Raw genomic sequence first — 22,690 nt, forward strand, 5'->3', positions numbered from 1 at the left:
GGACCTCAGGGGTGCACGATCGTCCAGTTCGGGACGGTCGGGTTGACGATCTGCCACCTCTGGGCCTCGCCCTCGACGCAATCTCTGATGACGAGCCTGTCGGGATTGCCCCTGACGCTGGTGCCCGCCATGTCCAGGCAGGCACCGTGGCTGGCGAAGTTGCGGATCCAGTAGGTGTCCTTGTCCTGCTGGTCGAGCCACCACAGTTGGTTGTCCCCGGTGGTGCCATTGCAGCCGTACGTGAACACCGCGCTGGCCGCGGGCTTGGCCCCCAACCCGTTGAGGTCCATGCAGAGCCCGCCCTTGACCTGGCGTATCTGGAAGAGGGCGGTGTCACCGGGACCGCTCTTCGCTTTCACCACCTCGACGTTCCAGCGTTCGTTCCTCCCGGAGCCCGGGTCGCAGGTGTTCATCGTGACCAGATCGCCCCGCTGAGGCTCGGCCGCGCCCGGGACGTCCACGCACCGCTTGACCGACCTGAGTCTGAGCAGGACATTGTTCACGGTCCGCTGGCCGGTCTCCTTCTCGGCCGTCGGGGAGGTGGCTCCGCCTGCGCCGCCGCCCCCGCCTTCCTTGCCGCCGCCCCCGCCTTCCCCGTCGTCTCTCCCGCCCCCGCCTCCGCTGCCCTGCGGAGAGCCTTCGGGAGCCTCCTCCAGCGGCGGTTCGGCGGTCGGCTCCGGGCCGGACGGCGAAGGCTCGCCGGCCACGTCCCTCTCCTCGGCGTCGGGCGGCGGCAGGGTGCTGACGCCGGCTTTCTGGAGCTGCTCCACGGCCGCGGTGCGGACCTGTGGTTTGTACGCGATCCAGAGCATCACGAAGGTGATGGCCAGTGCCAGGGCGACGCCCAGGGAGGTGGCGAGCCAGCCGGGCAGGAACCCCCGCTGGACGTAGGTGCCGTCGACCTCCAGCGGCGTCGTCCCCGACCGTTGCACGGTCAGTGTGTAGGGGCGCCGCTGCTTCGAGCCGAACCAGATGATCTGGCGCGGCTTGAGCGTCGCCCGCACGAAGGCGGCACGTCCCGGCTCGATCTGCACGTTGCCCGGAACGATGTCGTACGACAGTTCGTCACCGTTGTCGGCGCCGCTGACGGACGCCGTCACGGTGGTATTGCCGAGGTTGTCGACGGCGAGCCTGGGCCGTCCGCGGAGGCGGCCCTTGACGGTGGGCGGCACCAGCTCGGCGCGGACCTCGCTGAACGGGGTGATGGTGAGGTTGCCCTCGGGGACGGTGACCGCCTCAGGATGCTCGGTGGGCGTGATGCGTACGGCGTACGGGTGGGGGCCCGCTGTCGCGTCGGGTGTGCGCGGCGGCGCGAACGTCAGCTCCACCGTCCCGGTGGTCACCGGATAGAGCCGGAGCGTGGCCGGTTCCACGGTGGTCCACGGTGCGGTGTCGCCGACCGCCTCGAAGCGGTACTCGTCGACGACGTCACCGGTGTTGCGCAGCCGCAGCCGCACGGTGGTGGTGCCGCCCGGGTCCACGGTTGCGGAGGCGGGTTCCAGGGAAGTCCATAGGCTCACGCCGCGACGCTAAGCGGACGCACCGAGCGCCGGTCAGAGGCCCTGGGGCAGCCTTCGCTGCCCTTACGGGCACCGGGGGGGGAGCCGGGGCCCCGGCCGGACCGCGCGGGTCCGCGGGGCTTCGGTCCCGGCGGGCAGCCGCGCGGGCAACGCCTCTGCCCTCGAACAGGTACCCGAGGACGTTCCCGGGGACCGGCCCGCGACCGACGCTTAGGGACGACCTGTCTCGAACCCCGAGGAGAGCCGAGTATGCCGTCCTACCTGTCGCCAGGCGTCTACGTGGAGGAGGTCGCCAGCGGCTCCCGCCCCATCGAGGGGGTGGGCACCTCGGTGGCGGCCTTCGTGGGTCTCGCGCCGACCGGCCCGCTCAACGTGCCGACGCTGGTGACCAACTGGACCCAGTACGTCGCGTCCTTCGGCGACTTCACCGAGGGGTACTACCTGGCGCACAGTGTCTACGGCTTCTTCAACAACGGCGGTTCGGCCGCTTACGTCGTCCGGGTCGGCGGCGTCCCCGCAGGCGCGTCCGGCGACTCGGCCGCCGCCGCGGCATTGAAGGGCTCCTCAACCCCGGCGGCGCTGCCGCCGGGCGAGCCGCAGCGGCTGGGCACCTTCACGGTGACGGCCGTTGCTCCCGGTTCGCTGAGCGTCGAGGTGTCCGACCCGGAGGGCGACGGCCCCGCCGAGCGGTTCAGGCTGATGGTCAAGGACGGCGGCAAGCTCGCCGAGACCTTCGACGTGACCGCCAAGAAGGGTGGCCGCAACTACGTCGTCACGCAGGTGAAGGAGCAGTCCAAGCTCATCACCGTGCAGGAGGCGGCGCCCGCCGCACAGTTGGTCCGGCCCGAGAACCAGACGGTGGCCCTGCCGGCCCCGGCGCCCGCGCCGTTCGCCCCGCCCGAGACGGACACCGCGCACCCCGGCCCCGCCGAGTACCTCGGCGACTCCGCCGACCGCACCGGCTTCGGTGGTCTGGAGGCGGTGGACGAGGTCTCGATGGTCGCGGTTCCCGACCTGATGGCCGCCTACCAGCGCGGCGCGATCGACCTGGAAGCGGTCAAGGCCGTGCAGCTCGGCCTGATCGCGCACTGCGAGCTGATGGGCGACCGCGTCGCCGTCATCGACCCGCCGCCCGGCCTCAATGCCCGTCAGATCCGCGTCTGGCGCCAGGAAACGGCCGGCTACGACTCCAAGTACGCGGCCCTGTACTACCCCTGGATCAAGGTGTTCGACCCGGCCACCGGCCAGTCCCGGACGATGCCTCCGAGCGGCCACATCGCCGGGATCTGGGCCCGCAACGACGCCGAGCGCGGCGTGCACAAGGCGCCCGCGAACGAGATCGTGCGCGGCGCGGTGGACCTGGAGATCCAGATCACCCGCGGCGAACAGGACCTGCTCAACCCCGTCGGCGTCAACTGCGTCCGCGCCTTCCCCGGACGCGGTATCCGGGTCTGGGGCGCCCGCACGCTCTCCTCCGACCCGGCCTGGCGGTACCTGAACGTGCGCCGCTACTTCAACTACCTGGAGGAGTCGATCCTGATCGGCACCCAGTGGGTGGTGTTCGAGCCCAACGACCAGCACCTGTGGGCCCGCATCCGGCGCAACATCTCCGCCTTCCTCGTCAACGAGTGGCGCAACGGCGCCCTCTTCGGCTCCCGGGCCGAAGAGGCCTACTACGTCAAGTGCGACGTGGAGACCAACCCGCCGGAGTCGGTCGATCTCGGCCGGGTCGTCTGCGAGATCGGCATCGCACCGGTCAAGCCGGCCGAGTTCGTGATCTTCCGCCTGGCCCAGTTCTCCAGCGGCAGCGGGGAGCTGGAGGAGTAGCGGATGACCACCCGCCCCATCCTCCCCGCACCGCACGTAGCAAGTACCCCTCGGAAGGACAGAGCAGATGAGTCTGCAGCCGGGTGACGCCCTCACCTCACACAATTTCGGCCTCCAGATCGACGGCGTGATGGTGGAGTACCTCGCGGAGGTCAGTGGCCTCAGCCTCGAACAGGACGTCATCGAGTACCAGCAGGTCTCCTCGCAGGGCAGGGCGGTGACGAAGAAGCTGCCGGGCGTGAAGAAGGCAGGCACGTGCACCGTAGTCCGCGGTATGACACAGTCGGCCGCCTTCAACCAGTGGATCAGCGAGTCGGTCGCCGGGAACATGGGCAGCGCCCGCAAGAACGCCACCATCCTGGTGATGGACTACCAGGACAACCCCGTCAAGCGCTACAACATGCGCAACGCCTGGTGCAGCAAGGTCGACACCAGCACGGTGAAGGCCGGTGAGGCCGCCGCGCTCACCGAGACCGTGACCATCACGTTCGAAGAACTGGTCATCGAGTAATGCGTCGTTCGGCACGCGGGGCGGGGGCGACGATCGCCGAGCAGGACCCGGCCACGGATGCGGTCCCGGCCGCCGGAGCCGTACCGGCGGAGGCCGTGGCGGCGACGGTGCCGGGGCGGCAGACCGGCGTTTTGGCCGCCGCCCCGGCGCCACAGCGGCTGCTCACGGAGTTCGCCTTCGAGCTGCCCCGCGGATTCGTCGACGAGGCCGGAGTCGTGCACCGGGAGGGAACCATGCGGCTCGCGACCGCGCGGGACGAGCTGATCCCGCTGCGGGACCTGCGGGTGCAGGAGAACCCGGCCTATCTGTCGGTGGTACTGCTCGGCCGGGTGGTCACCCGGCTGGGCACGCTGGCGGTGGTGCACGACGGGGTGGTGGAGAACATGTTCGCCTCCGACCTCGCGTTCCTCCAGGACTTCTACCGGCAGATCAACGCCGAGGGCCACACCCGGGCGGGTGTCACCTGCCCGCACTGCGAGCAGCCGTTCGAGGTCGAACTCGGCGGGAGCCGCCTGGGGGAATCGTGACGTACGCGACCGACCGGCTGCACGAGGAGATCGCGTACATCGCCTACCACTTCCACTGGAACCTGGAGGACATCCTGGACCTCGAACACCGTGACCGCCGCCGGTACACCGAGCAGATCGCCGGGTTCGTCGCCCGTGCCTCGGCGCAGGGGTGACGGCGTGGGACTTCTCGACAGGCTGAGGAACGCCCTGACAGGTGAACCGGCAAAGGGCAGGGAGCGGTCGACGGGCGCGGCGGAACCGGACACCGCAGCGGTTCGGCCCGCTCCCGGGATGCCCCGGCCGGCCGGATGGCCCACGCTGGACCCCATTCAGCGGGCGATCACCGACACGGCCGGACCGGTCGCGGACGCGGGGTTCGGCGGTCGGCTGACCACCTGGCGCAACCCGTCGTTCCGCGGTGAAATGTCCCACGCCGTGCTCGCCGAGGCACCGGGCGGCCTGGTCAGGAACGCGCTGACCGCGTCGGCGGCACCCGGCTCCGGGCTGGAACTGCCCGCTCTCACCCTGCCCGTGGTGCCCTACGGCGAGACGCCCGCTCTCTCCTCCGGCACCACACCGCTCCAACAGGCGGCCCTTGCGGTTCCGGTGTCCCGCCCGACCGGCGTCGCGGTGACCCCGGCAAAGCCCTCGGCCGCCCCGCCGACCACACTGACCAGGTCCCGGCAGGCGCCCCCGGTGCAGCGCCGTGCACTCCCGGTGGCCCGGCGGGCGGCGTGGGCTGCCGGCAGCCAGGGTGCACCGGCGCCCTCGGCCGCTACGCCCTTTGGCCCCGACCGGGAGCCCTCGGACGGCCCCGCCCCGGCCCCGGCCCCGGCTCCGGCCCCTGCGGCGGGTGCGTCCCGCTCCTCGGGCACACCGTCGGCCGCCGTCCAGCACAGTGCCTCCGCCCCCGCCCAGGGGTCCTTGGGCAACCCGCTGCGCACTCCGATCCCTGACGCGGCCTCGCCTGGAGGTTCGGCCTCGGTCCAGCCCAGCGCGGTAGCGGGGCGTACGCCTTCCCCGGCGTCCGGGGGTGCCTCCGCAGCCCCGTTCCGGGCCCCGATGGCCGAGGGTGCGTCGGCCTCCGTCCAGCGGAGCACGGCGCCCGAGCGTACGCCTGCCGCGGGCGTGGGACGGACGGCCGCCACGGGCTCGCCCCAGGCCCTGACGGCCGGCAGTGAGCCGGACCCCGTCCAGCGGCGTACGCCCGCCGTGGGCCCCACGCGGGAGTCGTCCACTGGCTCGGGCGCGGTTCCCGTCGCCGGCGTGTCCTCCTCCGATGCCGCGTCAGGAAGGGCGCCGTCCGCCGGTGCGGTTGCGCCGGTTCAGCGGAGCGCGGCAGGTCGGACGGGGACTACCCCGGTCGACTCGGCGGCCTCGCACCTCGGTCCGGCTCCGACTCCGGCTGCCCGTGTGGACCGCGCGACCACGCCCGGGAAGGAACCGACAGCGGGTGCGCCGGCCCCGGTCCAGCGCAGCGCTGGCGACCGGGCTTGCTGGACAAGGCCCGGTTCTTCGGCAGGCACAGGCACCAGCTCCGCCTCGGCGGCCGCGGCCGCGTCACACCACACCTCGCCGACCGGTCGGCAGGCCCCCGCAGGCGCCGGTCCCAGCGGCGGCGCGCGACGCGCCGGGCTCGGCACACCGACGTCCAGCGGCCCGGCCCCGTCCGTGCCCGTGCCTGGGGAGCGGTCGAATTCCCGGCCCGTCGGCGAGGCGACTGCCGTGGCATCCCCGTCCTCCGGTACGGCGGGCCCAATCCGGCGCAGTGTGCCCGTGACCACGAGGAGCCAGGCCGAACCGCCCACGGCGCCGACCCATGGCGTATGGCGCACGGGCCTCGGCATACCGGTGTCCGGCGGACCGGCCCAGGGCGCGGAAGTGTCCCGCACCACGTCACCAGCCGGTGACGTCGCTCCGGTGCAGCGCCGCACCGTTGACGACATTCGGCGCGCGGGGCTCGGCGCGCCGACAGCCGCCGGCTCGGCCTCGATCCCGGTCCCGCCCCCACCTTCCGAGTCCCCGTCTGGTTGGTCCGGTCGGCCCGGCACCGCTTCCACATCCCGGAGCTCTTCGTCGCCCGCCGGGCAGCCCTCGGTCCAGCGGACCGCAGTCGACGGCGCGACACAGACAGCACCCGGTCGTCTCCCGCCGCCTGCCGCCTCCGCCCCGACACCCGCGCCCATGCCCGCGCCCGCGCCCGCGCCGGCCACGGGTCCAGGTCCGCAGTCGCACAGGGCTCCGGCCGTCGGTACGGCACCGGTTCAGCGAAGCACCTCCGGCGGCACAGGTTTCTCCCGGCCGGCCCCGGACGGGGCCGCAGCACCGATGCGCCCAGCGCCGGGCGGGCAGACAGGCGTATCGGTCAACAGTGCCGTCGCCCTCACCGAGCACAGCAGCGTCGAGGCCGGGACATCCCACCGGCCGACGCCGCCCGAAGCCGGCACCGTCCCACGCGCGGTGAGTGGATCGGTGCCCCCGGGATCGGACGCCCCCCAGAAGGCTCACCGCACCGGAACACCCCTCCCCGCACCCACGCCACCCACACGGCCGCACAGGCCCGGACACGCCGTTCAACGTGCTGCCGCTCCAGGCGCCCTCGTCGTGTCCGAACACGGTCCAGACCGCCGGACGAGGATGACCGGTGGAGGCACGGGCCGCCCCCAGCCCGTGCCTCCGCCCGTGCGTGCGCTCACTCCCGAACGAGCGCTGACCTCCGCCGTCCCGCCCGCACCGGCCCACCTTGCCCCACTCCACCGACAGGCCGGGGCAGTCGTACCACTGCGCCGCACCGTTCCCGGTCCGACGCTGCAGCGCGCCCTCGCGCCAGGCGCCGACGCTGCTGCCCTTGCCCTCCCGCCCCGCCGACAGGGCGGGGCAGCCGCACCTCTGCCACGCACGGGCGCGCATCCAGCAGTCCAGCGCACCCCCGTCCCGGTCATCGGCTCTCCCGCCCCTGCCGTCCCTTCACGTAAAGGTCCCGCGCTGCCTGCTCCGCCCGACGCGAATCCAGCAGTCCGGCGCGCCCTCGCCCCGATCACCGATTCCCCTTCCCCCGCCGTCCCGCCGGGCACGGTGTCCTCCGCCCCCGCCCTCCCCGTGCAGCGGTTGACCGCTGGCACGTCTTCGGTGACCCCCCGCACCGACCACCACCCCGCCCGGCTCCCCAGCGGCGGGGAACGCCGGCAGCCCGGGACCGAACCCGCTCCCCCGAACCACCCGGCCCTGACCGCGTCCGGCGATCCCCAGCCGTCCGCCCGCCGTTTCGCCGTCCAACGGCTCGCTCACCACGCGCCAAGGACGCACGGCGAGGCGGTTGCGGTCCGGTCGGCAGGTCCACGCGCACCCGTGCGACCGCCCGTCGGCGGCGACGTACCCGTCTTCGTGCAGCGCGCCCCGATGCCCGTCGTCACACCTGTGCCGCCTCAGACCGCCGCCCCCGTCCTGCCGGTGCAGCGGTTCCCGTCCACCCCGTACGTGCCGCCGGTCACCCGTCCGGCGCCGGCTCCCGCGCCTTTGCCGAGTCCTCCGGTCGTTCAGCGCGCCCCTGAACCCGGGCCGAACAGAACATCCGCCGCACCTGCCTCGCGCAGAACGCCCCCGTCGCCTTCGCGGCACACCGACTCCCCTGCGTCCACGGCCGGTCCGACCGACCGGACCCCGGCGCCCAGCCCCGTCTTCGATCCCCGTTCCCTGACCGATTTCCAGCTCGACGACCTGACGCACCGGCTCGTCGGCCGGATCACACGGCACCTGCGTACCGAACTCCGGCTCGACCGGGAGCGCGTCGGAAGGCTCCGAGATCCGCGCGACTGACCCGCCCCCGTCCCCGCCCCACGGCTCGACCGACCGGCTGCGTCCCAGAAAGGCCCACCCGATGCCCCGCGATCTCGACCCCGGATCCACCATCTTCTTCACCCTCACCATCGACGGCGAGAGCCTCGGCTCCTTCAACGGGTGCGAAGGGCTGGCCTCCACGGTCCAGATCGAGCAGCGCCAGGAGGGCGGGAACAACGGGTTCGTCTGGCAGCTCCCGTCCCGGGTCACGTTCTCGACGATCCGCCTGACCCGGCCCCTGACCCCCGACACGGCGAAGGTCGCGGCCTGGATCTCCTCCGTGAGCACGGGCATCACCCGGCCCACCGGCCAGATCGCGGCACTGCGCGCGGACGGCTCGCAGGTGGCGCGCTGGGGGCTGATCGACGTGCTGCCGGTCAGCTGGCAGGGGCCCTCCCTCGATCCGGCGAGTCCAGCCGTGGCGACGGAGGTTCTGGAAATCACGCATCACGGGTTCACGGACTAGGGGCGAGCGCACATGGCAGGCAAGGCAGGAAGAGGCGGCGCGGGCAAGAGCCTGGTGCGGGCCTCGCTGGCCATTCACGAGCCGCCGATCGGCCGCAGCACCACTCCGGGCGCGCTGATCAGGAACTTCACCTTCGGGTTCAACCCGTCCCAGCTCGCGCTCAGTCGGCAGGCGCAGTGGAAGAGCACCCCGACCGCCGCGGTGCGCGACGGTTCCGTACCGGAGTTCATGGGGCCCGAGCCGCGGCAGATGACGGTGGAGATCTTCCTGGACTCCTCCGCCGACCCGGGCGGCAACACCGTGCTGAAGAAGGTGGAGGCGCTGTTCTCGTGCTGTGAGGTGACCGCGAAGAGCATCGCCGCCAAGCAGCCCTCCACCCCCTGGGTCGTCTTCCAGTGGGGATCCTTCTCGACGGCCCGCTTCACCGCGTACGTCTCCTCCGTGAACGCCGCCTACTCGCTGTTCGGCACGACAGGAGTGCCGATCCGGGCCACCTGCCTGGTCCAGCTGCACGAGATCCCCAGCCGGACCAGGGGACAGAACCCCACCTCGGGAGCGCTCAACGCGCGGCGGGTGCACCGCGTCGTCGCGGGCGACACGCTGCAGTCGCTGGCGTGGCGGGAGTACGGCGACGCGAACGTCTGGCGGGCGATCGCCGAGGCCAACGGCATCGACGACCCGTCCCGGCTGCGGACCGGCACGCAAGTGGTGCTTCCGGCGGCCGACGAGGTGGCCGGTCACTGATGGCGCAGGCCTCCTTCTCCAACGTCGTCCATGTCTCGATCGGCGGCGGCAAGCTCCCGGACCACATCGCCGACGATCTCGTCGGGGCGTGGGTGGACCTCGGGTCCGGCGTCCCCGGCGCGTTCCGGCTCACCTTCCGGGACCCGCACGGCCTGCTCCTGGGCGAGCTGAACGTACGGTTCGGCACCAAGGTGGTCGTGGCACCGGTCTCGGACAGCCAGGGCGCGGCATCGCCGTTGCTCACCGGCGAGGTGACCGGCATGGAGACCGACTACGACGGCACCGGCACGTTCACCGTGATCCGCGGCTACGACCTGGGCCACCGTCTGATGCGGCAGCGCCGGGTCGCCGCGTACCGCAACCAGACCGCCGCCGACATCGCCCGCAAACTGGCCGCGCGCAGCGGCATCGCGATCGGCACGGTGCAGTCGACCAGGACCGTCTATGAGTTCATCAGCCAGTCGAACGTCACCGACTGGGACTTTCTCTCCCGGCTCGCCGACGAGAACGGCATGGTGATGTCGCTTGGCTCCCGGGGCACGTTCCAGTTCGTCGAGGCGGCGCCGGCGTCCGGAGCTCCACCGACCAGCACCGACGGCGACAAGAGCCCGTTCGTGCTGCACGCCGGGCAGGACGTGCTGCGCTGCCGGGCCTCGGTCACCTCCGCGGACCAGATCGGCAAGGTCGAGTCGCGGGGCTGGGACGTCACCACGAAGAAGACACTCACCTCGACGGCACCCGCGACGAGCACCCCGGCCGCCCTCATCGGCACCACTCCGGGCGCGGCCGCCTCAGCGTTCCCGCCCGGGAAACTGGTCGAGACCGAGACGCCGTACGACCGCCAGTCCGAGGTCGGCCACGCCGCCGACGCGCTCGCCGACGACATCGCGTCCTCCTTCGCCGAGCTGGAGGTCACCGTGCGCGGCAACCCGAAGCTGCGCCCCGGTGTGCCGGTCACGCTCAGGGACGTGGGCGTCCCCTTCGAGGGCAAGTACACGGTCACCTCCGTACGGCACGTCTTCGGCGACGACAGCCACTATCAGACCTGGGTGACCGTCAGCGGCCGGCAGTGGCGCTCCCTGTACGGGCTCGCCTCCGGCGCCGGCGGCACCGCCGCGCCAAGGCTGCCGAGCGTGGCCAACGCCCTGGTCACCGACGTGCAGGACCCGCTGAAGCAGGGCCGGGTGAAGCTGCGGTTCCCATGGCTGGACGACACCTACGTCAGCGACTGGACCCGCACCGTGCAGTGGGGCGGCACGTCAGGCGGCGGGATCTTCCCGCTGGACGTCGGCGACGAGGTGCTGGTGGCCTTCGACCGAGGGGCACTGGACCATCCGTTCGTCATCGGCGGCCTCTACAACGGCCGGGACGTGCCGACCCCTGTCCCGGACGTGCCCCTGCACGACGGACTGCGGCACAAGGCCATCCGGCACACGCTGTCCGACCGGGACGGGAACCGGGTGGACCTGCTCAGCCAGACCACCGGCGCCCGTCGGCAGGGCGTGCGCGTCGCGAGCGGCGACGACCGGCTCACCATCACCCTCGACCGGACGAAGACCGAGATCACGGTGGACAGCAAGGGCTCCGTCACCATCAAGGGCGGCGGGTCGGTGTCCGTGGAGGCGGGCACCGACCTCACGCTGAGCGCGCGGCGATCCCTGACCATCAAGAGCGGCGGCCCCCTCACCCTCCAGGGCCGGGGCCTGGTCAACCTCAAGTCGCTCGCCGGGGCCGTCAACGTGGACGCGCTGGGCGCGCTCAGCCTCAAGGCAGCGGGCGCGGCGACGGTCACCGCGGGAGGGACCGTCCAGGTCAACTCCGTCGCCACCGTGGGCATCCGGGCCGCCACGCTGACGCTGCAAGGTGTCGTGCTGGTCAACAACAAGCCGTATCCGATCCCGTGACGGCGAGGGTTCAACGCGGTCCGCGCAGTACATGAGAGCCGCCGGGTCCATGCATTCCGTGAAGTCCATGACGTTCGTGATGTTGGTGAAGTCCGCCAGGAGCGGGAGAGAGAGCGGGTGGTCTGCTGATGGCCGAGCAGTTCGTCGGGGCCGGCTGGGCGTTCCCCCTGCGCATCGGGCCGACCGGGGGCATCGCCCTGGTCAGCGGGGAACGGGAGATCGAGGAGGCCATCCGGCTGGTGCTGTCCACCGCGCCGGGGGAGCGGCCGATGCGGCCCGAGTTCGGCTGCGCCATCCACGACCTGGTGTTCGCGCCGGTCAACGAGGCCACTGCGGGCCGCATCCAGCACGAGGTGTACGTCAGCCTCGACCGGTGGGAGCCCCGGATCGAGGTGACCGAGGTGGAGGTCACCGCGAGCACCGGCCAGGGGGTGCTCTTCATCGACGTCCGCTACGCGATCCGCGGCACCAACAACCCGCGCAGCCTGGTCTTCCCGTTCTACGTCATCCCCTCCCACGACGAGCCCGGCGACGGCGGCTCGGACATCTTCCCGGAAGGCCCCCGCTGATGGCCCTGCCCTCCCCGAACCTCGACGACCGGCGCTTCCAGCAGTTCGTCGACGACGCCAAGCGCTACATCCAGCGGCGCGCCCCCGAGTGGACCGACCACAACGTCTCCGACCCGGGCATCACCTTCGTCGAGACGGTCGCCCACATGGCGGACCAGATCGTCTACCGGCTGAACCGGGTGCCGGAGAAGAACCACGTGGCCTTCCTCGACCTGGTCGGCATCCGGCTGTTCCCGCCGTCGGCCGCCCGGGCCGAGGTCACCTTCTGGCTCTCCGCCCCGCAGGAGGAACCGGTGGTGCTGCCCGTCGGCACCGAGGTCGCCACCGCTCGCACCGAGAGCGAGGAGGCGGTCGTCTTCGCGACCGAACGTGAACTGGTCGTCGTACCCAGCGCGTTGCGCCACCTCATGGTGCAGCGCCAGGGCGAGCCCGTCACCGATCTGACCGCCGATCTCGCCGAGGCGAAGGACGTGAGGTGCTTCGCCGAGGCCCCGCGCCCCGGTGACTGCATGCTGCTCGGGCTGGACGCCGCCGTGCCGCACTGTGCGGTGGCGCTGGGGCTGGACAGCCGTGTCGACGGTGTCGGCGTCGACCCGCGGCAGCCGCCGCTGGTGTGGGAGGCGTGGACCGAGGACGGTTGGGCGGCCTGCGAGGTGGACCGGGACGGCACCGGCGGCCTCAACCGGCCGGGCGAGGCGGTCCTGCTCGTCCCCGGCGGGCATGTGCTGTCCCGTACCGGCGGGCGGGAGGCCGGCTGGCTGCGCTGCCGGGTCACCGAGCCGCTGCCGGGCCAGCCCTTCTACACCACCTCGCCGACCGTGCGTTCCGCCGAGGCGTTCACCGTGGGCGGCACCACCGGCGTGGTGCACGCCGAGACCGTGTACGACGAGTCCCTCGGCAAGTCCACGGGTCTGCCCGGCCAGCGGCTCCGGCTGGCCCACGCGCCCGTCGTCGGCGACGATCCGCCGGTGCTGCTGCAGTGCGCCGAGGGCGACGGCTGGCAGGACTGGGACGTCGTACCCCACTTCGCCGCCTCCGGACCCCACGACCGGCACATCACCGTCGACGCCACGACCGGGGAGATCGCCTTCGGACCGGCGGTCCGGGAACCCGACGGCACCCTGCGCCAGTACGGGGCGGTGCCCGCGCAGGGCGCGGCCGTACGGGTGCGCCGCTACCGGGTCGGCGGCGGCCGGGCCGGGAACGTGGCCCGCGGCGCGCTACGGGTGCTGCGCACCTCCGTCCCGTACGTCTCCTCGGTCGTCAACCGGGAGGCGGCGCGGGGCGGGGTCGAGGGCGAGACGGTGGAGGAGGCCAAGACGCGGGCGCCGATCACACTGCGGGCCCAGGAGCGCGCGGTGACCCTGCGCGACTACGAGGAACTCGCACGGCGTGCCGCCCCGGAGACGGCCCGTATCTCCTGCCTGGAGGGCGAGGAGAGCGAGCACGGGGCGTACGCGGTACGGGTGCTGGTGGTCCCGCAGGCGGTAGCGGACCCGGGCGGCAGGCTGCGCTTCGAGCAACTGGTCCCCGGGGACGGCCTGTTGCGACGCATCACCCGCTTCCTCGACGAGCGCAGGCTCATCGGGACCCGGCTGGCGGTGGGGCCGCCGTTCTACCAGGGCGTGACCGTCGTCGCGACGGTCCACGCCTTCCGGAACGTGGACGCCGACCGGGTGCGGCGGCAAGCGCAGGACGCCCTCTACCGCCACCTCGACCCGCTGACCGGGGGCGCGGACGGCACGGGCTGGCCGTTCGGCCGACGGGTCCAGGCGGGCGAGATCTTCGCGGTGCTTCAGCGCGTGGCCGGTGTGGAACTCGTCGACGAGGTGCTGCTGCACCCGGCCGACCCACTGACCGGAAAACGGGGCGAGACGACGGACCGGATCGACCTGGACCCCGCGGCGCTGGTGTTCTCCTTCGACCACCGGGTGCGCGTCCTGGGAGACGGCGCATGAGCGCGAGGGGTTCCGTCGACGGGCTGAGGTCCTCCGCACCGCTCGGCGAGATGCTGCCCGCCGTGTTCGCCGACGACGACCTGGCACAGCGTTTCGTCGCGGGTCTCGACGAGGTCCTCGCTCCGATCCTGAACGTCCTGGACTGCCTGGACTCCTACTTCACCCCCGCGCTCGCCCCTGCGGACTTCACCCGCTGGCTCGGCGGCTGGGTCGGCGCCGAGACCGACGGCACGGAGCCCGAGCAGTGGCTGCGGGCCGCCGTGGCGACCGCCGCGCGTCTGCACCGGGTACGCGGCACGCGACGCGGACTGGCCGAGACGGTCCGGCTGGCCTTCGGTGTGGAGCCGGAGATCAGCGAGAGCGGAGCCGCCGACTGGAGCGCCGGGCCACTCGGCCCCGTCCCCGGCGAGCCCCGGCCACGGCTGCACGTCACCCTGCGGCTGCCCGACCCGACCCCCGCGGACACACACCGGCTCGACAGCCTCGTCGCCGCGGCCCGCCCCGCCCACATGCCCTACACGGTCCAGGTGACCGCCGCGGAAAGGATTCCCGAGAGATGACCAGCCAGCCCCCCGCCACCGGATCCGGCAGGGACGGGGCAGCACGCTGCGCCGAGTGCGGCACCCGGGCGGCGCCCGGCCAGTTCTTCTGCGACTCCTGCGGCGCCGTGCTGCGCTGGGCCCGCCGCACGGCGCGCGGCGGTACGGCCGAAGACGCCCGCGAGGCGGACGAACAGCCCACCGAGGAGTCCGGGCCGACGGCAGGAAGGCCGGCCTCCCGGTCCGGCAGAGAGCCGGCGCCTGCTGCCGGGGACAGGAACCCGCCGGAAGCCCTCGGGGTACCGGCCACCGTGAACAGCGACCGGTCACCGGGCTCGGTCCACGACGACGGGCCGGACACCACACCCGGAGACAGCGCATACGCGGACGTCGTGGCCTCGTTCGGCGAGGCCCCCTCGACCGGTACACGCGCCCCGGAACCGGATGGTGCCCCACCGCGCACACCCGCCTCCGGCGAGCGCGGACCGGACCGGCGTGAACCGGAGACGAACACGCTCGCCAGCAGCACGCCAGACACGACCGGCCCGGACACGAACGCACCGGACATGAACAGCCAGGACGACGGCCCGCATACGACCAGGCCAGCCGACGACGGAGCCCGCACCGGCCGGCTCGACGACGACGCACCCACCGCACAGCCGCCTGCGACACCCCCCGCGGCCTCCGGTGTCCCGGACGACACCATCGCACGGGCCAGGTCCCTGCTCGTGCCCGTGGCCGACGCCGAACGCCGGACCGCACCGGCACCGTCCGTCCCTGCCGTGCTGCCGGGCCGACCCGACACGCACCGGCCTCAGGTCCGCACGCCCGGCCGGGCACCCGGCACCGACGGCGGCGTGCCCTGCCCGTGGTGCGGCACACCCAACCGTGCGGACCGCCACTTCTGCGGCCTGTGCGCGATGCCGCAGTCCCGTGCTCCCCAGGCCACCGGCCCCCGCCCCTGGTGGCACCGCGTGCTGGACCCGCGCAACCGGGAGACACCGCGGGCGGGCGACCGGCCACGCCTGAGGCGGGGTTTCGGGTACCTGATGACCTGGGCGCTCTGGGCGGTACCGCTCACCCTCCTGGTCACCGCCGTCGTCAACGCCGACAACGCCGTCAGCGCGGTACGCGACCACTTCGCCCAGCGCGGCCCGGTCGGACCGGACAGTGTCAAGGCCTCGCGCTCCTATCCGCGGCACGGTCCGGAACTCGCCTTCGACAAGCTCAGCAACACCTGGTGGGGCCCGGGGGTCAACCAGTCAGGCGCGGGGGAATGGATCGAGGCCCGCTTCGACCAGCCCACCCAGCTGCTCGACGTCATCATCACCCCCGGCGTCTCCCCACGCGCCGACCAGCTTGCCGAGTCGGCCCTCCCCCGACGCGTCGAGGCCGTGATCACCACCGCGGACGGCACGAAGGAATCCCGCTTCCTCACCCTCGACCAAGCCGCGGGAGGCCAGCGCCGCGCCTTCCGTGTCGGCGAGGTCACCGCGGTACGCCTCATCGTGCGCTCGTCCTACGCCGTCTCCGCCGACAAGCAGGTCGCCATCGCCGAGATCGAGTTCTTCGGTCCGTCGAACAGCGGCACACACCAGTAGCCGGCGGTCATGGCGTCAAGCCGAACGGGAACATCCATGGGCACTCCGATCCACCAGGTCCCCGCACGACGCGCAAGAGGCGAGCACCCGCCAGAGCGCACCCCATCGCGCTCAAAGCAGGCCCCGGCCGACCACAAACTCCCCCCGCGAGCGGGCGGACACTCCCAACGACCCGGCGAAGACCGGCGCCTGGGCCAAGAGGATCGCAGAACACCTGCCCTCGGGAAGCGCGCCAACTGGCCACTCGGGCACGGCGATTGAGTACGCGCACTCATGCCGGGGACTCGGCCGGACCCGAGGATGAGGGCATACCCAGACACGAGGAGCCAGCAATGTCCGCCATCCACCCGACCGTCAGCCCGTCGCAGGACCCACGGCCGGGCACACCGCAACCCGCAGCCCGCCGCCGGCTGCCCGCCGTTCTCGCGGTCACCGTCGCCGCGGCGCTCGCGGCATCGGCGTGGGACGCCAAAGACCCCACCACCTGGCTGCTGGAAACGGTCTGGGTGATGGTGGGCCTGCCCCTGGCGATCCTGCTGCGTCGACGCTTCCCCCTGAGCGGCCTGCTGTGCGCTCTGCTGGCCGCACACGCGCTGGTCCTGATCGTGGGCGGACACTACACCTACGCGGAAGTCCCCGCCGGAAACTGGGCCCGCGACTGGTTCGGCCTGGAGCGCAACCCCTACGACCGCTTCGGCCACCTCATGCAGGGCTTTGTCCCGGCGGTCCTGGTCCGCGAACTCCTCGTCCGCACCTCGCCGTTGCGCGACAGCCGCTGGCTGGCACCGTTGACCGTCTGCGCCTGCCTCGCCTTCAGCGCGGTCTTCGAGATGCTCGAGTGGGCAGCAGCCGTGACCGGCGGACAGGCCGCCGACGCCTTCCTGGCCACCCAGGGCGACGTCTGGGACACCCAGTGGGACATGTTCTGCGCGCTGATCGGCGCGACCTGCTCAGTGCTCCTCCTCAGCCGCCCGCACGACCGCAGCCTCACCCACCTGACGCTTCCCGTGAGGGACTGAACCTCCCTCAGCCCGATGTGACGTGCGGAGCAAGGAGCCTCGTGGTGAGAGCCGCGAGGCCTGCCCACATCTGCTCGCAAGACATGTAGTACCGGCTGACGAGAGGTGCGACGAGTGCAGGTGCCTCACTGCGCGCCGATCGGCGTCGGCGGGGTCGACTTCGAGGCAGGAGAGCTCGACGACCCGCCGGGGCGACGCTGCTGCTGTACACCGACGGCCTGGTCGAGTCCCGGCTGCGCGACATGGCCACCGGCATCGAGCACTGCGCGAGAAGCTCGAAGCGAGCGCCCAACCGACGGACCCCGACCACCCGCCGCCCCTTGCGGCGCTGTGCGACGAGGTGCTCGACATACTCGGTCCGGGCGGCCGGGACGACGACATCGCGCTGCTCGCCGCCCGCTTCGACGGGATCGCGCCGAGTGACGCGGCGTACCGGTTCCTGGAGCCGGAGGACGCCGCACCCGGACAAGCCCGGCAGCTGCCCCGGCATCGCCCCAGCCCAGGACAAGGTCGCCGGGAGCGCGGACGGACGCGCCGTGGGCGCATGTCCCGTTTCAGCTGCGCGGCGGAGACGGTGTGGCCTCGCCGGGCGAGCGCGTCACGCAGCTCGCCGGGCGTCAGGGGCCCACCGCAGCGTGCGAGGTACCGGGCCGCGAGCTGCTCGCGGGTGGGATAGGCCGGCGGCTCCACCACCAGGAGCGAGTGGCTGACCGCCCGGTGCTCGGTCGCGGTGACCACAAGCCGAACCACCGGCGGCGGGTTCTCGGGGAGTTCGCCGGATTCAACGCGCGATCACCACAGGTTCACCGGCGATCACCGAGCCGTATCGGCGCCCGTCGCTCGCTCTCCTGCTCGCCGCCCACCAGCGGTCATGACGGGGGCGTTCAAGAGCCATGCTCCGGGGCCGCCCGACCGCGGGATGTCGGGCGGCCCGCCGGGCGGGCGCTCAGGGGGTGAAGACCTCTTCCAGACGGTCGACGGCCCCGTCGTCGCCGAGGTGGTACGTGAAGACCAGCCCGCTGTTGGGGTTGGCCTCCAGCCAGTCGAGGAACTCCTGGACCCCGATGTGCTGGTTCTCGGTGCTTTGCACGATGGGATCGGTGGCGGTGACGTATGCCGCCTGGTCCATGGGCAGGTAGGTCTCCTTGCCTACGGTCACGAAGGGTGCGCCGTCGGAGTCCTTGGGAGCGCAACCCCAGTTGCCGTACTTGACGATCAGGTTGAGCGAGCCACCCTCCGGGGTGTAGCGGTAGACCGCGATCTCATCAGGAGAGATGGGCATCTTGTGATCGCAGCCGTCGGGGTCCTCAGCAGGGGACTGCGCGGCGGCCGTGGCGGGGGCGGGGGTGGGCTTCGGAGCAGGGGCCGGGGACGAGGCCTTGGCGGCGCCGGTCGCCGTGGGTTCCGCGCTGGGCTGGGTCCCGGCGGTCGTCGCGCCGGTCCCTGTGCCTGTGCCTGTCGGCTGGGCCGTCGTCGTGTGCCCGGTGGTCGGTGATGCCGTGGCGTCGCCGTCTCCGTTGCAGGCCGTGAGCGTCACCGCCAGAACGGCGACTGCGCACGCACCGGCCGTGGCCGTACGGAGAGCGGCGGTGGGTCTGTGATGGGGAGACTTGCTCGTCGTTGCCACGGCGGATGCCTTCCTGGTTGCGGCCCGAAGCGGGGCCTTCCTGTATCAAGCACGGACGATTTCAGGCCAACCGTAGTTGCGGCAAGCGCAGGTGGCTGCCAACTGGTGACAGTCGCCGGTGGCACGGGGCGCGCGTCCGGGAACCTCATCCGTCCTGGCACCACGTGGTGGACGGGCAGTCGGTGCCTCGGACCGCGCCCATTGTCCGAGGCGCGCGTCAGGACGTGTGAGGGCCGGACCACGCGGCCGAATCTCGCCCTCCACCTCCGTCCCGCCTCCGTCCCGCCTCCGCCTCCGGCGGAGCGTGACCGGCTGCGTGAGGCTGCGGGTATCACCCAGGCCCGCCTGGCCACCGCGTTGAAGACCACGACTCAGTCGGTGGAGGACGTAGGTCAGCGAAGTGAGCGAAGGGATCGTTTCGGCAGAGTATGTCCCGGCATGGCGAGCGAGACGGTCGAGGCTGTGCTGTTTCCCGGGATTGATGTGCGACTGGAGCGCATCAGCGACTCCTCCGACGTCCTGGTGATGGAGGCGGTGTCCACCGCTCGCCCGGGCCGGTGCCCGGACTGCCGGAAACAGGCGAGGCGCACGCACAGCTCGTACCGACGCGACCTGCATGAAAGGCCGTTGGGCTCTCAGCGGGTCATAGTCCGGCTCCACCCGCGCCGGGCACGACCGCTGCTACCGGGCCGTCGCCGACCTCACGGCGGTCGCCGAAACCCACCCGGCCATCACCGCGGTGACGGTGATCCGCCGCGACGGCCACTCCACGTGTGCGGATCGCCGCTCACCGCCCGGACATACGACGGCTGCCCCCTGCCGCGGACGGTCCACGACTCCAGGTCCCTCAGCCGCGCCGCGTAGAGCACAGCAAGGCGGTCCTCCTCCGGGTCGGCGTCCTCCAGACGCTGCAGGTCCTGGTAGGCAGCCGTACGGCCCGCCGTCAGCTGCGCAAGACGCTCCTCATCGGGCAGTGGGGCCCGCCGCTCGGCAGCGATCTGCTCGGTGTACCAGTGCACTATCTCCTGCACGATGTCGTTCGGCCGCATGCTGGTCCTCTCCCCCGCCCGGGCCGGAGAAGCCGGGCTGATCCGGTGTACCGAACATGGCAACCTCCTTGAACGCTGATCACCTTGGGAAGGGGCCATTGTCCTGGAACCTCCGCCGCTCTTCGGCGCAACCCCGGGGACGGAGCCGTGCCCGAGCAGATCCATGGCGGGTGCGACGGACCACTCTTCGTCCCGTCTGAAACGTCACCCGTTGGGGCTAATCCGGGTGGCTTCAGGGAGCTGGAGGTGAGGGACTGAAGAGCACCCTTCCGTCCTCTGCCAGCTCTCCGCTGCCCTGAAAGACCGAGGTGATTGCGGGTGACCCCCAACTCCAGTACTCCCGTCAACGGCGACTACTACGACCCGAAGGACCTCACGGCCGCTACGACCTACCGGACCGACGGTTCCGAGATCCTCCACGGCATCTCCCTGCGATGGACCACCGGAGGCAACTCCGGCGGTGACACCACCCCGCCGGACTGGGACGACGGCCGGGCCCCGTACCCGCACGAGTACGAGGTGTGGCTCAACGGCCGGCCCACCCAGACCCTCCATCTCGACTGGCCGACCTGGTGGGGCGGCTGGAAGCTCGCGGCCAACCACTGGGTCACTCTGGGAACCGATCCTGGCGACACCTACCAGGTCAAAATCCGGGCCCGGCGTGGCGACGGCAGCTGGAGCCCGTTCTCCGAGGAGTGCACCGTTCCCGGCCGCTCCGACGCCCCGTACCAGCCGATCCCCGTCGCGGTGGCCGACGACCGCAGCGGGGACCTCGCGCAGCCCAGGCACGGCAACATGGCCGACCCGCCGGGCCGCTCCCTGCTCACCCTGAAATCCGCGGAGGGCGGCGGGGGCCACGCCTGCACGAGCGCCTTCTGCGACCAGGTCCGTGCGGCCTGTGCTCCGGACGCGTGGTGGGCGGAGGTCGTCCCCGGGAAGGAACGGATGTGCGCGGACTACCCGTGGAACCGGCACGGCCACTACCTGGAGTACCGGAAGTTCAGCACCGGCGGCGACGACGGCAAGGTGGCCTCCGCGGGCAACCCCCGCTTCGCCGGCCTCGACCTCGTGGGCGACTGGCCCACCACCGTCCTCGACACCGCCGCCAAGGACCTCACCTTCTCCTACGAGCACACCGCCAACCACACAGGACCGACGTGGACGTACCAGTTCTTCGTCACCAAGGACGGCTGGAACGCCTCAGCCCCGCTGTCCTGGGCCGACCTGGAGCCGACCCCTTTCATGGTGGTCGTCCACGGCCGCAACCCCGAAGAGGCATGGACCACGGCGGCGCTGGCCGGACGCAAGAGGGGCCGGCACGCGATCGTCAACATCTGGGGCGGGCACGGCGGCGTCTGCACCACCGGCAACCCGGAGCGGTGCTGCGACCACGTCGACCAGGAGCAGCAGATGACCGGTGAATTCTTCGTGTCCGTCTCGGACGTCGTCTTCGAATGATCTGACGGGGAGCCGCTCACCGCCCGGCTTCGGCACCGCGGGCTGCCGCGACGAGCGTGCACCGGCGGTGCCGAAACCCGGACCCGTTCACGCTCACACTCCTTGCTCCCCGACTCCGCCCCGGCGCCACGCCGGGGCGGGCCGCACGCAGTGACACGCCACCCCTTGGTGGATGTGGCAGGCCGGGATCTCAGGGCACTGTTCAGCACGAACTACCGCAGCGTGCAGGCCGCGGAGGCGTTCACGAACCGGGCTCGCAGTGGGAGGCGGTCGCTGCCGTGCTCACCCAGCACCTCCACCAGGTCGGTGCCTCTGGCTTCGACCCCTAGGACCTCAAGGCGCCTCTGGGTCACGTGCGGACCGGTGTCCCACGGCAGGACCTGCCGACGCGCTTCGGGAAGTGGAAAACAGTGCACGACAGGCATCGCCGGTGGTCGGCGGATGGCACGTGGGAGAAGGTTCTCCGGGCTGTCCAAGCTGACGCAGAGGTGGAAGGACTCAGAGGACACCTCAGTGGGGCCTCGCGTGCGCGAAGCCCCACGACGGGATCAGACGGTGAGGACGAGCTTGCCCTGGAGGTGACCGCCGTCGAGCAGCCGGTGCGCGTCGGCGACGCGCTCGACCGGGAACGTCTCCTGCACGTGGACCCGGAGCTTGCCCTGTTCGACGAGTTCGACGAGACCTCGCAGGGCGACCGGATCGGGTTCGACCGCGATGCCGCTGAAGCGCATGCCGGCCGCCTCGTACCTGGCGATGAGTTCCGAATCCTCCTCGGCGACCGCCGTCACCAGGTGACCGCCCGGCCGGAGCACTTCGAGCGACCGCTCGACCGTGTCGCCGCCGATCGTGTCGAGCACGACGTCGATGTCGCGGACCGCCTCGGTGAAGTCGACCGCCGTGTAGTCGATCACCTCGTCGGCGCCGAACCCCTCGACGAACTTCCGCTTGCTCCCGCCGGCGGTCGCGATCACCTGCGCACCGAGCGCTTTCGCGATCTGGATCGCGACGTGACCGACCCCGCCACCACCGCCGTGGACCAGGACGCGGTCGCCCTCCCTCACGCCGGCGAGGTCGACGAGGCCCTGCCATGCCGTCAGCCCGACGACCGGCAGCGCCGACGCCTCGACGTGCGAGAGCGACGCCGGCTTGCGTGCCAGGTGCAACGCCGGCGCCGACACGACCTCGGCGTACGCGCTCGCCGCCCGCGGGAACAGCGGCATCCCGAAAACCTCGTCGCCGGGCCTGAACCGCCACGTCCCCCGTGCCTCCTCGACCACGCCGCTGATGTCCCAGCCCAGAATGACCGGCGGCTGGCCGATCAGCGGGAACTCGCCGGCGCGCAGGCGCGCCTCCAGCGGGTTCAGCCCGATCGCCTTGACGCGGACGAGAACCTCGGTCGGAAGGGGCTGGGGCTCGGGCGCGTCCACGATGGTGAGCACCTCGGGACCGCCGAGCAGTCGCCCGAGGTTGGCCGTATCGACCCTGTGATCAGGACGGGGCAATCCTAGTAAGCGGCGCCATTCCGGGCCGAGCGCGGGAACCGGGCCAGTCC

At 72.1% G+C, this 22,690-nt stretch carries 18 protein-coding genes and 2 pseudogenes; 15 read left to right on the plus strand and 5 right to left on the minus strand.

From position 1 onward, the window contains the following. Positions 1-5 precede the first annotated feature (5 nt). Positions 6-1,520, minus strand: coding sequence for an RICIN domain-containing protein (locus AQJ58_RS22340; protein WP_079079110.1), 1,515 nt, complete (start codon positions 1,518-1,520; stop codon positions 6-8). 249 nt (positions 1,521-1,769) lie between these two features. Between AQJ58_RS22340 and AQJ58_RS22345 the strand changes: the two genes are divergently transcribed. From AQJ58_RS22345 to AQJ58_RS43890, 4 genes are all read left to right on the plus strand, one after another. Further along, a complete protein-coding gene (locus AQJ58_RS22345; RefSeq protein WP_067252754.1) occupies positions 1,770-3,347 on the plus strand; it encodes a phage tail sheath family protein in 1,578 nt (525 codons plus the stop codon). Positions 3,348-3,414: 67 nt separating this feature from the next. Continuing rightward, positions 3,415-3,858, plus strand: coding sequence for a phage tail protein (locus AQJ58_RS22350; protein WP_067228587.1), 444 nt, complete (start codon positions 3,415-3,417; stop codon positions 3,856-3,858). Then, positions 3,858-4,385 (plus strand): hypothetical protein, encoded by a 528-nt coding sequence (locus AQJ58_RS22355; RefSeq protein WP_067252756.1) that lies wholly within the window; start codon positions 3,858-3,860, stop codon positions 4,383-4,385. Before AQJ58_RS22350 ends, AQJ58_RS22355 begins: the two co-directional genes overlap by 1 nt. Beyond that, positions 4,382-4,540 carry a DUF6760 family protein gene (locus AQJ58_RS43890; RefSeq protein ID WP_199844651.1) on the plus strand — a complete coding sequence of 53 codons (159 nt, stop codon included), beginning with the start codon at positions 4,382-4,384 and terminating at the stop codon, positions 4,538-4,540. The genes AQJ58_RS22355 and AQJ58_RS43890 overlap by 4 nt, the downstream gene beginning before the upstream one ends. Before the next feature lie 366 nt (positions 4,541-4,906). Here the strand turns inward: AQJ58_RS43890 and AQJ58_RS44595 are convergent, their stop codons facing one another. Next, on the minus strand, positions 4,907-5,467 hold the full coding sequence (locus AQJ58_RS44595) for a hypothetical protein (protein ID WP_234360225.1): 561 nt from the start codon (positions 5,465-5,467) through the stop codon (positions 4,907-4,909). A gap of 2,777 nt (positions 5,468-8,244) precedes the next feature. On the opposite strand from AQJ58_RS44595, the gene AQJ58_RS22360 reads away from it, so the two are divergent. From AQJ58_RS22360 to AQJ58_RS41180, 9 genes and pseudogenes are all read left to right on the plus strand, one after another. Continuing rightward, positions 8,245-8,670 (plus strand): phage tail protein, encoded by a 426-nt coding sequence (locus AQJ58_RS22360; RefSeq protein ID WP_067252758.1) that lies wholly within the window; start codon positions 8,245-8,247, stop codon positions 8,668-8,670. Between the two features lie 12 nt (positions 8,671-8,682). After that, entirely contained in the window at positions 8,683-9,414 is a 732-nt protein-coding gene (locus AQJ58_RS22365; RefSeq protein ID WP_067252760.1) for a CIS tube protein, read from the plus strand. Further along, positions 9,414-11,318, plus strand: coding sequence for a VgrG-related protein (locus AQJ58_RS22370; protein ID WP_067252761.1), 1,905 nt, complete (start codon positions 9,414-9,416; stop codon positions 11,316-11,318). The genes AQJ58_RS22365 and AQJ58_RS22370 overlap by 1 nt, the downstream gene beginning before the upstream one ends. Positions 11,319-11,446: 128 nt before the next feature. Further along, positions 11,447-11,887: a GPW/gp25 family protein gene (locus tag AQJ58_RS22375; protein WP_067252763.1), complete on the plus strand. Its 441-nt coding sequence runs from the start codon at positions 11,447-11,449 to the stop codon at positions 11,885-11,887. Continuing rightward, a complete protein-coding gene (locus AQJ58_RS22380; protein WP_067252764.1) occupies positions 11,887-13,845 on the plus strand; it encodes a putative baseplate assembly protein in 1,959 nt (652 codons plus the stop codon). Before AQJ58_RS22375 ends, AQJ58_RS22380 begins: the two co-directional genes overlap by 1 nt. Beyond that, positions 13,842-14,405 carry a phage tail protein gene (locus AQJ58_RS22385; RefSeq protein WP_067252766.1) on the plus strand — a complete coding sequence of 188 codons (564 nt, stop codon included), beginning with the start codon at positions 13,842-13,844 and terminating at the stop codon, positions 14,403-14,405. The genes AQJ58_RS22380 and AQJ58_RS22385 overlap by 4 nt, the downstream gene beginning before the upstream one ends. Then, positions 14,402-15,985: an NADase-type glycan-binding domain-containing protein gene (locus tag AQJ58_RS22390; RefSeq protein WP_067252768.1), complete on the plus strand. Its 1,584-nt coding sequence runs from the start codon at positions 14,402-14,404 to the stop codon at positions 15,983-15,985. The genes AQJ58_RS22385 and AQJ58_RS22390 overlap by 4 nt, the downstream gene beginning before the upstream one ends. A gap of 332 nt (positions 15,986-16,317) precedes the next feature. Further along, positions 16,318-17,004: a DUF2238 domain-containing protein gene (locus AQJ58_RS22395; protein ID WP_067252770.1), complete on the plus strand. Its 687-nt coding sequence runs from the start codon at positions 16,318-16,320 to the stop codon at positions 17,002-17,004. A gap of 114 nt (positions 17,005-17,118) precedes the next feature. Further along, positions 17,119-17,491, plus strand: a pseudogene (locus AQJ58_RS41180) (SpoIIE family protein phosphatase); the annotation flags it as partial. 459 nt (positions 17,492-17,950) lie between these two features. Here AQJ58_RS41180 and AQJ58_RS44600 read toward each other — a convergent pair. Then, on the minus strand, positions 17,951-18,286 hold the full coding sequence (locus tag AQJ58_RS44600; protein ID WP_234360227.1) for a hypothetical protein: 336 nt from the start codon (positions 18,284-18,286) through the stop codon (positions 17,951-17,953). Between the two features lie 1,076 nt (positions 18,287-19,362). Further along, entirely contained in the window at positions 19,363-19,680 is a 318-nt protein-coding gene (locus AQJ58_RS42695; protein WP_067252772.1) for a hypothetical protein, read from the minus strand. A gap of 318 nt (positions 19,681-19,998) precedes the next feature. Between AQJ58_RS42695 and AQJ58_RS42700 the strand changes: the two genes are divergently transcribed. Both AQJ58_RS42700 and AQJ58_RS41205 read left to right on the plus strand, forming a co-directional pair. Next, a complete protein-coding gene (locus tag AQJ58_RS42700) occupies positions 19,999-21,138 on the plus strand; it encodes a lytic polysaccharide monooxygenase auxiliary activity family 9 protein (RefSeq protein WP_067252773.1) in 1,140 nt (379 codons plus the stop codon). A 356-nt stretch (positions 21,139-21,494) separates the two neighbouring features. Beyond that, a pseudogene (locus AQJ58_RS41205) lies at positions 21,495-21,635 on the plus strand (transposase); the annotation flags it as partial. 51 nt (positions 21,636-21,686) lie between these two features. Here the strand turns inward: AQJ58_RS41205 and AQJ58_RS22415 are convergent. Then, on the minus strand, positions 21,687-22,595 hold the full coding sequence (locus AQJ58_RS22415) for an NADP-dependent oxidoreductase (protein ID WP_067253378.1): 909 nt from the start codon (positions 22,593-22,595) through the stop codon (positions 21,687-21,689). Between the last annotated feature and the right edge of the window lie 95 nt (positions 22,596-22,690).

Source organism: Streptomyces sp. DSM 15324 (assembly GCF_001514285.1).
Taxonomy (GTDB): domain Bacteria; phylum Actinomycetota; class Actinomycetes; order Streptomycetales; family Streptomycetaceae; genus Streptomyces.